Raw genomic sequence first — 244 nt, forward strand, 5'->3', positions numbered from 1 at the left:
TCGCGTTCGAGGGCAACCGCCGCGCCAAATCCGCCGACAGCGGGATCGAGGAGCTGCAGAAGTATGTCGATACGCTGATCGTCATCCCCAACCAGAATCTGTTCCTGATCGCCAACGCCAACACCACCTTCAAACAGGCCTTCGAAATGGCCGATGAGGTGCTCCAGCAGGGCGTGCGCGGGATCACCGACCTGATGGTCATGCCGGGCCTCATCAACCTCGACTTCGCCGACGTCCGCTCGGT

General features: G+C 61.5%; 1 pseudogene. It reads left to right on the forward strand.

Annotated elements, in window-relative coordinates:
* Positions 1 to 244 (forward strand): annotated as a pseudogene (locus BGN95_RS20995) (cell division protein FtsZ); the annotation flags it as partial.

Origin of the sequence: Sphingomonas sp. 66-10 (assembly GCF_001897045.1) — a bacterium.
In the GTDB taxonomy this organism is placed as follows: Bacteria; Pseudomonadota; Alphaproteobacteria; order Sphingomonadales; family Sphingomonadaceae; genus Sphingomonas; species Sphingomonas lycopersici.